At 67.2% G+C, this 9,501-nt stretch carries 10 protein-coding genes; 8 read left to right on the top strand and 2 right to left on the bottom strand.

Annotated features, from left to right (window positions below):
- The coding region (locus tag B0E55_RS30290) for an IS3 family transposase (RefSeq protein ID WP_198538475.1) at positions 1-351 on the bottom strand (351 nt) is incomplete at its 3' end.
- Between the two features lie 116 nt (positions 352-467).
- The gene (locus tag B0E55_RS30285) at positions 468-770 is read right to left on the bottom strand and encodes a transposase (RefSeq protein ID WP_007728166.1); all 303 of its coding nucleotides are present in this window, start codon (positions 768-770) and stop codon (positions 468-470) included.
- 323 nt (positions 771-1,093) lie between these two features.
- On the opposite strand from B0E55_RS30285, the gene B0E55_RS30280 reads away from it, so the two are divergent.
- The 8 genes from B0E55_RS30280 to B0E55_RS30245 all read left to right on the top strand — a co-directional run bounded on the left by B0E55_RS30280 (position 1,094) and on the right by B0E55_RS30245 (position 9,448).
- Positions 1,094-2,620: an aldehyde dehydrogenase family protein gene (locus B0E55_RS30280; RefSeq protein WP_007728168.1), complete on the top strand. Its 1,527-nt coding sequence runs from the start codon at positions 1,094-1,096 to the stop codon at positions 2,618-2,620.
- A 109-nt stretch (positions 2,621-2,729) separates the two neighbouring features.
- The gene (locus tag B0E55_RS30275; protein WP_019749615.1) at positions 2,730-3,056 is read left to right on the top strand and encodes a hypothetical protein; all 327 of its coding nucleotides are present in this window, start codon (positions 2,730-2,732) and stop codon (positions 3,054-3,056) included.
- Entirely contained in the window at positions 3,053-3,412 is a 360-nt protein-coding gene (locus B0E55_RS30270) for a hypothetical protein (RefSeq protein ID WP_007728172.1), read from the top strand. Before B0E55_RS30275 ends, B0E55_RS30270 begins: the two co-directional genes overlap by 4 nt.
- Positions 3,409-4,650, top strand: coding sequence for a low temperature requirement protein A (locus B0E55_RS30265; RefSeq protein WP_007728174.1), 1,242 nt, complete (start codon positions 3,409-3,411; stop codon positions 4,648-4,650). The genes B0E55_RS30270 and B0E55_RS30265 overlap by 4 nt, the downstream gene beginning before the upstream one ends.
- A 57-nt stretch (positions 4,651-4,707) precedes the next feature.
- Positions 4,708-4,995 carry a hypothetical protein gene (locus B0E55_RS30260; RefSeq protein WP_007728177.1) on the top strand — a complete coding sequence of 96 codons (288 nt, stop codon included), beginning with the start codon at positions 4,708-4,710 and terminating at the stop codon, positions 4,993-4,995.
- Positions 4,996-5,204: 209 nt separating this feature from the next.
- Positions 5,205-5,492 carry a hypothetical protein gene (locus B0E55_RS30255; protein WP_051119184.1) on the top strand — a complete coding sequence of 96 codons (288 nt, stop codon included), beginning with the start codon at positions 5,205-5,207 and terminating at the stop codon, positions 5,490-5,492.
- Between the two features lie 198 nt (positions 5,493-5,690).
- Positions 5,691-8,474, top strand: coding sequence for an ATP-binding protein (locus tag B0E55_RS30250; RefSeq protein WP_007732511.1), 2,784 nt, complete (start codon positions 5,691-5,693; stop codon positions 8,472-8,474).
- A gap of 149 nt (positions 8,475-8,623) precedes the next feature.
- Entirely contained in the window at positions 8,624-9,448 is an 825-nt protein-coding gene (locus B0E55_RS30245) for an alpha/beta fold hydrolase (protein ID WP_007732512.1), read from the top strand.
- Positions 9,449-9,501: the final 53 nt, after the last annotated feature.

Below are 9,501 nucleotides of genomic sequence, written 5' to 3'. Positions count from 1 at the left end.
TTCTGCTGATCCGTGTACTTTTTGCCAGCCATTGCAACACCTTTCAGTAGGTGTTGCGACGATTGCTGGAATCCAAGGGGTGGGATGTTCCGTGATATCCGTGACCCACAACTTGTCCGGTTCGTCGCGGGTGAACTTACGGTCCACGAGATCGCTCGCGGTCGGAGTGTGATGCTTGGAACGCGCACGTTTGTTTCCCGGAAGTCCTTTCACACCAGCAGCTCTCATCAACATTTCGACGCAGCCGTGTCCAACAGCAATACCGTGACCAAGGGTGAGTTCAGCGTGAACTCGGCGGGCACCGTAGGTGCCATGCGAGGCGGTGTGAACCTCGGTGATCAGCTGCGTCAACCAGGCATGTCGCAGTGAGCGTTCCGAGGGTGGGCGATTGCGCCACTCGTAGAAACCGGTCTCCGACACCTCCAGAATCCGACACGACGTCTGTACCGGTAGTCCTTCTTTGGCCATCACTTCGATCGCTTCGAACCGCCTTTTGGGAGCACCACCGACTTCAGCAGCTCCGTGGAGCGTTTGGCAATGGCAAGCTCGGTCTCCAACTCGGCGATACGACGACGGGCAGCGGCGAGTTCGGCGCTCTCGATCAAGCTCAGCCCCGGCTTCTGTCCGGTATCGATGAGCTCCTGGTTACGCCAGTTGTAGATGGTCTGCTCGGTGACATCGAGACCTGCGGCGACCTCGGCGACCGTGCGTCCTGTCTTCAACAGGTCGAGGACTTTTCGGCGGAACTCGGGCGGATAGCGTCGGGGCATCGTGAACCTCTCTCGGGTGCATCAATGCCTGAAGTAAAACAAACGAACTCCGGAAAACCCGGGGTACATCAAAGTCTCCGGACTCGCCGGTGCGATTCAATTTTTCGTGAAGAACCATGTTTCGATACCGCCGGCTCGGCTGTTCTGGCGGGCATTCAAAATGCACATGCTGTAGCCAGCACGACACGACACCTCGTCCCTGCCTCCGAAACACCGCCCCCGCCCTTGAACAGCGGAAACACACCCGCCGTTCTCGGAAAGGTAACGGCTTATAAGCGAGTCATCGGCCGGATGTCAGTCAGCTGACGGAGGCTGTCGGTACGGTGGCCGAGCCATTCTTGTGGAGATATCGAAACCGCCCGGTACCCGGGCGTGACCACGAGGAGCGGACCATCAACACCATCGCGCAGCACTGGATCAACGGACAGTGGACCGGCTCCGGCTCGGTTCTGGAATCGATCAACCCGGCCGACGGCACAGTCGTCGGCTCGTTCTACGACGGTGGCGAGGCGGAGGCCTCGGCCGCCGTGGACGCCGCCGTCGCCGCGTTCGAGACCACCGAATGGGCGCGCACTCCCTCGCTTCGGGCGACCGCACTCAGTCGGCTGGCCGACGCCCTCGAAGCCCGGGTGCCCGAGGTTGCGGCCATGTTGTCCCGGGAGAACGGCAAGCTGCTAGGCGAGACCACGTGGGAGGTCAGCGGTGCGGTCGGGTGGCTACGGTACGCGGCTGCCTCTGCGCGCACCCAGAACGCCGGACGCGCCGCCGAGACGGAACCCGGCCAGTACACCCACTCGGTGCCTGAACCGCTTGGTGTCGCCGGGATCATCTCACCCTGGAACTCCCCCATCATGCTGACTGTGCGGGCGCTGGGCCCGGCGTTGGCCGCCGGCTGCACCGTCGTGGTCAAGCTTCCAGCTCAGACGGCGCTGACCAATGAGCTTTTCGCGCAGGCCCTGGCCTCGGTCACGGAGATCCCGGCGGGCGTGGTCAGCGTGTTCACCGAGTCCGGCAACACCGGGGCCCCGTTCCTGGTCTCCTCCGACAAGGTCGACGTGATCAACTACACCGGCAGCACGCCGGTCGGGCGCCGTATCGCGGCCGCGGCCTCCACCACGCTCAAGCGGCTCGGTCTGGAACTGGGCGGCAAGGCGCCGATGGTGATCCTTCCTGACGCCGATCTGGACATGGTGATCCCGACCGTGGTGCAGTCGCTGGTGCTGATGAACGGACAGTTCTGCTGCACCGGCTCCCGTGTACTGGTGCACCGGGACATCGCCGACCAGGTGCGAACTCGACTCACCAACGCGCTCGCGCAGGTGCGGCTCGGTTCGGGCGACGACAAGGATGCCCAGCTCGGCCCGGTGATCGACAGGGCGTCCGCCCAGCGGGTGGACGCGATCGTCGAGGAAGCCACCTCATATGGCACGGTACTGCTGCGCGGCGGCGTGGTCACCGACGGTCCCCTGGCCGCCGGTGCGTTCTACCGGCCGAGTCTGATCGAGGTGGACCGCACCGACGTCCGGATCGTGCAGGAAGAGGTCTTCGGTCCGGTCCAGACGTTCGAGATCTTCGACGACGAGGACGACGCCGTGACCAAGGCGAACGCCACCATCTACGGCCTGGCCGCCTCGGTGTTCAGCTCGGACTCGATGAAGGCCCGCCGGATCGCCCGGCGCATCCGTACCGGCACTGTATGGATCAACACCTGGGGAGCTATCAGCGAGGACTTTGAGGAGGGCGGCGTCAAGAGCAGCGGTTACGGCTATCTATGCGGCCCGCGAGCGATTGAGGAGTTCCAGGCCCTCAAGGTGTATGTGGAGCAGGACCACGCCCAGTCCACTCACTGATCAGAACATGACTCGCCCGGAGCCCGCCCGGGCTCCGGGCCCTCGCATGAGAAGGCCGCACCATGCCGTCGATTCTGATCACCGGAGCGACGAACGGTCTTGGTCTGTTTTGGCTGAGGAGTCTGGCGAAACCGAGCACCAGTTGCTTCTGCACGATCGCAACCCGCAGCAACCGGTGCCGATGGCGCAACATTTCAGGGCCGAGCAATTCATCGCCGACTTGTCCGCTCCGGCCAAGACCCAGCATCTCGCGGCCGAAGTGACGGCACGACACCAGCAGCGGCTGGCGGTGAACCATCCGAGCCCTGTGCTGTTCACCTGGCAACTGCTGCCGCTGTTGCGCGCGGACAGCCCATCACGCAGCGCCAACATCGCGTCGGTCGTGCAGGAACCGATGGAATCAAAACGCAACATTACGATTTGGAGTGGTCCATGAACGAGATACTTGTTTCCCATGCCTACGGTGCCGACGATCCCGGACTGCCAAGCCCACCGGCAGTGACAGACGTCCGGCACATGCTCCGGGAGCAGAGACGGAACGATCTCGCGAACGCCGAACCCCGTCTCGGCCCCACCGTTCCGGCCGTCGTCCGGCCTTGGAAGCTGTGGCTGCTCACCGTGTGCGCTATCTACCCCACCATCGTCCTGCTGGGCCTGGCCACGAACCCTGTTCTGGAAGATCTGTACCTGCCGGTACGACTTGCTGTACTCGTCCCAGCGGCAGCAGCAGCGATGGTCTGGCAGATCAATCCCCGACTGCAGCGGCGTTTCGGAGCTTGGCTCACCAGATGACAAGCAGCCCAACTCCGCCGCCGGTACGCTCTACGGCGCCCGCACATTACAGACCACTGAGCAGGCTCACGGCGCGAGGCCGCGACGAGACCCACCGCGGCGTCTCCTCACTGGAGCTCTTCTTCGACCTGTGCTTCATCGTGGCCATAGCCCAGGCAGGCGCCCAGTTGGTGCACGCCATAGTCGAGGGACACACGGGCGATGGGATCCTCAACTACCTGATGATCTTCTTCGCTATCTGGTGGGCGTGGATGAACTTCACGTGGTTCGCCTCGGCTTACGACAACGACGACGTGCTGTATCGGATCGTCACGCTGATCCAGATAGCCGGCGTGCTCGTCCTGACGGCAGGGGTCTCCCAGGCGTTCGAGGAACACGCGTACCCGGTCGTCATCCTGGGCTATGTGATCATGCGGCTAGCCATGACGGCGCAGTGGCTGCGCGTGGCGCGGTCGAGCCGGGGCCCCGAGCGGACGATGGCGCTGCGGTACGCCATCGGGCTGTGCCAGATCGGCTGGCTGGGGCTACTGATCCTGCCGGAGGCCGGCCGCCCGTGGGTCTTCCTGGTGATGGCGCTGCTGGAGATGGCCGTACCGCTGTATGCGGAGCGCGCCCACCCCACGCCCTGGCACCCCCACCACATCGCCGAACGGTACGGGCTGCTCACGCTCATCGTGCTCGGCGAGACCATCGCAGCGGCCACCGTCGCCGTGAAGTCGGGGATCGACGAGCACGAGGCTCTGGGTGAGTTGGTGCCCATCGCCGCCGGCGGACTGCTGATCATCTTCGCCGCCTGGTGGGTGTACTTCGCGGTCCCCATCCACGGGCACCTCCGGTCCAACCGGCAGTCCTTCCTCTGGGGTTACGGCCATTATCTGATCTTCGTCTCAGGTGCCGCGATTGGCGCCGGCCTGGAGGTGGCGGTGGAGCAGGCAGTGGGCAAGGCGCACCTTTCGGCGCTGTCGGCGTCGGCGGCGGTGACGCTGCCGACAGCGCTGTTCCTGCTCACGGTGTGGGCGCTGCACTCGCGCTTCTACAAGGTAGGAATCGCCCAGCAGTCGGTGCTGCCGGTCACCGCGCTGCTGGTAGTCGTCTGTACGTTCCTGGGTCACTGGACAGTGCTCGCCGTGGGACTGGTGGCGGCGCTGGCGGTGACAGCCGGGGTGACGCTAACGGCGCTCGGGGCCGGCCCCGAGCGCCGGAGAGGCGAGGAAAGCGCCGCGGTGCCAGTTCTGTGAGGGAACCCTCGCCGCCGCGGGAAACTGGCCGGCGCTGCGTACGAAGGCGCCCGCGCCGTGCGTCCGGTGCCCCTGCTCAACGACGGCGACACGTTGTTCACGCCGACGCCGGGGACGCACCCGCTCGGCACCGCGAACCCGCTGGCCCCGGACGACGCTCTCACGGCGGGGCGCGGACGCGGTGACTCACGCGACCGTACGCGCTGTGGGCACCGCCCAGTAGGTCACGCAGTCATCGACGGAGCCGAGACCGCCACGGTCCTCAACGCTGCTCAGGCAGCCAATGTCGACGCCACCCCCATCACCGTCCCCAGCCAACTCGAAGGGCTTCCCCGGAAAGACTGACATCGAGGACTTGTTCTCCACCAAGGACGACCGCTGGCTCCACAACAGGGCCAGGGGCAATTCCGGTCTGGGTCACTCTCGGCGATCTCGTTCTCGAATCATCAGCGCCGCAGGGCCTTTCAGACCTGCGGTCAGACCAGGGATCCGGGTCGGCAGACCCAGGTGGGCAATACGGCCGCGATGGTCGCCGGGTCGGGCAGGGTGGAGAAGTGGAGCAGGGTGGAGAAGTGGAGCAGGGTGGACTCGGCAGCGGCGTCGCCGTCGCCGTGTTCCTGGTCTTCGGCGTCGTCCTCGTCGACGCCGACCATCCGTCCGTCTCGGTCGCATCGGACGTGGGTTTTACGCCGACCGCTGGTGTAGATGCAGGAGGCGAACTGCTCGGCGAGCCGTTCATCATGACTGTGCAGGTCTCAGAGGACGGCGACGAGGGGGCGGTAGCCAGCGGAGGCGACCATGTCGTCCGGGTCTTTGCCGGGCGGGGAAGACCGGCGCGATGATCCGCGTGACCTTCGTGCTGTCGTTGCGGTGGGACTGCAGCGCCTGGCTGGTGTTCTGCATGCTCTTCGTCTAGAAGCTGTGGGTGGCGGCGAAGCAGATGGTTTCACGCTCCGTTTGCCGGTAGGTGCGATAATCACTGGGGAAGTGCGTGGCTGGTGGATCGACCGCTTCGCGAGGTACAGCGAAGGACGCGGCGAATGTGGGCGAAGTCAAGGACAGACACGAGCGTCGGCCCGGCCGGACTGGTCGGCCGGGAGGGGGAACTCGCCGAGCTGGCGGCGTTCCTGGACATGGCCGGGACGAATGGAGCCGCCCTGCTGCTCACCGGCGAGCCGGGCGTGGGGAAGACTGCGCTCCTGGACGCGACAGCCGAGCTGGCGGTGGCGAAAGGAGTGCGGGTCGTCCGCGGGAGCGGCGTCGAATACGAGACTGACATCAGCTTCGCGGGACTCCACCAGCTCGTCGGTTCACTGCCGGACGAGCTTGGTCGTCTGCCGCGTTCCACGCGGGAGGCCCTCGAGGTTGCCCTCGGTCTCGGCGCCGGTCCCGCGTCGAGCCGGATCGCCGTCCTGAACGCGGCACTGGCCCTGTTCGACGAGGCCGCGAAAGAGCAGCCGTTCCTCCTCGTGGTCGATGACCTTCATGCCGTCGACCAAGCGAGCCAAGCTGCGGTGGGTTTCGTCGCCAGAAGACTGGGCGGTCGCCGCATCGGGCTGCTGGGAGCACAGCGAGAGGAGTCCGACGAATCCTTCCGGTCTGTCGGCCTACCGGAGCTCAAGATCGCGCCGCTGGACGACGCGGACGCCCTGCGACTGCTGTCCCGGCGTTTCGCCCACCTCCCCCGCCGGGTGCTTTCAACCGTGGCCCACGAGGCACAGGGAAACCCCCTTGCTCTACTGGAGTTCGCCGGGTCGACGGGGGCGACCGGCGACGAACACGGGCAAGGGACGGCGTGGGCGAGCGGCCCAGGGCGGGACGTGCGCGCTTTGTACGGCGCCCGCGTCGCACGACTGCCGCAGAGAACACGCGAGGTACTGCTGCTCGCAGCTCTCGAGGGCTCCGGCGACATCGGCATTCTCGAGGCAGCCGGCGGGCCGGACAGCCTCGAGCAACTCTCTCCCGCGGAGCGTGACCATCTGGTCATGGTCGCGGAGAACGGCCGCGCGGTGCGCTTTAGGCACCCGCTGGTCGGGTCCGCGGTGGTCGACGGTTCCACCGGCGAGCAGCGGCGCAGCGCCCACCGCCAACTGGCCGACGCGCTGGGCGACCAGCCCGAGCGGCGCGGTGATCACCTCGCGAGAGCCACGACGGCGCCCGACGAGTCGGTCTCCGCCGTCGTGGAGTCGGCAGCCCGGAGCAGCCTGCGACGCGGTGACGCCGACGGCGCCATCGCGAGGCTGCGGCGTGCGGCCGAACTGAGTCCCGACCGAGGGGTCCGCAGGCGCCGCCTGTCGAAGGCCGCCTACGTAGCCGCCTGGGTCGCGGGTCATCTGGAGATCAGCCACGAGATCATGCGTGAGGTCGAGGGCGATCCGGCGGCCCGGTCGCTCTCGGCGGCCGCGGCGGCCGGCTTCCTCGTGCTCGTCACGGAAGGCGAAGCCGATACCGCGCACGCGCTCCTGATGGAGGCGGTCGAGCAGGCCTCGGTGATACCCGGACCGCCGCGTGAGGAGCTGGAGACCGCACTCTTCACTCTCACCCTCGCCAGCCAGTACTCGGGCCGACCCGAGCACTGGCAGCCTCTGGTCAACGTCCTCGATCAGCTCCCCGAGGCATCGCCCGCCGCCGCGGCGTCACTGGGGCGCGTCCACCACGACCTCGGTTCCATCACCGACAGCATGCTGCGCCACCTGGACGAGGAGATCTCGCGGCTGAGGGACCAGAGTGACGCCGACGTGGTCATCCGCACCGCCCTGACCGCCTCGTACCTCGACCGGCTTCCGGGCTGTCGCGAGGCCGTATCCCGGGTCATACGCGACGGCGGCGCGCTGGGGTCGAGCATGCCAGCCCTGATGTTCGTCGCCCTCGACGACCTGTACAGCGGCCGGTGGCGGACGTCGGCCGACGCCGCGGACGAGCTCATCGCACTGTCCGAGGAGACGGGATACCACTTGTTCGCCCAGGTGGGGCACTACATCGCGGCGATGACCGCGGCCCAGCGCGGCAACCTCGACGCGTGCCGGCGCCACTGTGAGGCCGTCTGGGAGTGGGCTAGGCCCAGGGGATTGCAGCGGCTGGAGAACTGCGCCCACCAGGCGGCGGCGCGGGCGGCCCTCGGCGCCGCCGACTTCGAGACGGCCTTCCGGCATGCCACAGCGATCTGCGCCCCGGGCGTGCTGCCGCCGTTTAACCCCGAGGCCCTGTGGTCCGCGTCGGACCTCGTCGAGGCCGCCGTGCGCACCGGGAGGCACGCGGCGGCACGACGGCACGCGGACGCGCTGCGCGACGCCGGTGTCGGCCACCTCTCGTCGCGGCTCGCGCTGAGCTCGGCCATGGTCACGGCGATGACATCGACTGCCGAGGACATGGTCCGGTACTTCGAGGAGGCCCTCGGACTGCCGGACATCGAGCAGTGGCCCTTCGAGGTCGGTCATGCTCGTCTGGCGTACGGCGAAGCGCTTCGCCGGCAAGGACTCAACCGTGACGCCCGGGTGCAGCTGGCCGCCGCCCGCGACTGCTTCGAGGAACTCGGGGCCCATTCGTGGGCGGCCCGGGCCGCTGCAGAGCTCCGCGCCACCGGCATGACGCGGACCGGCCGGGGCAAGTCCGGTGAGGCCCTCACCCCGCAGGAGCTGGAGGTCGCCAGGCTGGCGGCGACGGGGCTGTCCAACCCGCAGATCGCGTCGCGTCTGTTTCTTTCGCCGCGGACTGTGTCATCGCATCTCTACCATGTGTTCCCGAAACTGGGGATCACGTCGCGGGCCGAGCTCCGCGACGCTCTGGATGCGCTGCCTCCCGAGCCTTCGGCCGCCCGGCTGTGAGCGCTACCGGTCGGGCCCCGGCACTGACGTAAGCGAGCCGCCGGCCGGATGTCAGTCAGCTGACGGAGGCTGTCGGTACGGTGGCCGAGTCATTCTTGTGGAGATATCGAAACCGCCCGGTACCCGGGCGAGACCACAAGGAGCAGACCATGCCGTTCGTCACCGCCAGCGACGGAACCGAAATCTTCTACAAGGACTGGGGCTCGGGCCGGCCGATCATGTTCCACCACGGCTGGCCGCTGAGCTCGGACGACTGGGACTCCCAGCTGCTCTTCCTCGTCCAGCGGGGCTACCGCGTCATCGCCCACGACCGCCGCGGGCACGGGCGCTCCGCCCAGGTCGGCCACGGGCACGACATGGACCACTACGCAGCGGACGCCGCCGCCGTGGTGGCGCACCTCGGCCTGCGCGACGTCGTCCACGTCGGCCACTCCACCGGTGGTGGAGAGGTCGCCCGGTACGTTGCCAGGCACGGTGCGGGGCGGGTCGCTAAGGCCGTCCTCATCGGAGCGGTCCCGCCGCTCATGGTCCAGACCGAATCGAACCCGGAAGGGTTGCCGGTCGAGGTCTTCGACGGCTTCCGCGAGGCCGTGGTTACCAACCGCTCCCAGTTCTACCTCGACCTCGCCTCCGGGCCGTTCTACGGGTTCAACCGCCCGGGCGCGGACATCTCCCAGGGCGTCATCCAGAACTGGTGGCGCCAGGGAATGACCGGCAGCGCGCAGGCGCACTACGAGGGGATCAAGGCATTCTCGGAGACCGACTTCACCGACGACCTCCGGGCGATCGACGTGCCCACGCTCATCATGCACGGCGACGACGACCAGATCGTCCCGATCGCCAACTCCGCCGAGACGGCGGTCACGTTGGTCAAGAACGCGCGCCTGAAGGTCTACCCGGGGCTGTCGCACGGCATGTGCACCGTGAACGCCGACACCGTCAACGCCGACCTCCTCAGCTTCATCGAGAGCTGACACCGGTCTGGCACCGACACTCAGCCCGTCAGCACGGAACAGAACAGGAATCA

The sequence above is a fragment of the Rhodococcus sp. 66b genome (assembly GCF_002076325.1).
Taxonomy (GTDB): domain Bacteria; phylum Actinomycetota; class Actinomycetes; order Mycobacteriales; family Mycobacteriaceae; genus Rhodococcus_F; species Rhodococcus_F erythropolis.
The sequence above is the reverse complement of the archived record's forward strand: the minus strand, read 5'-3'. Positions and strand labels throughout refer to the sequence as shown.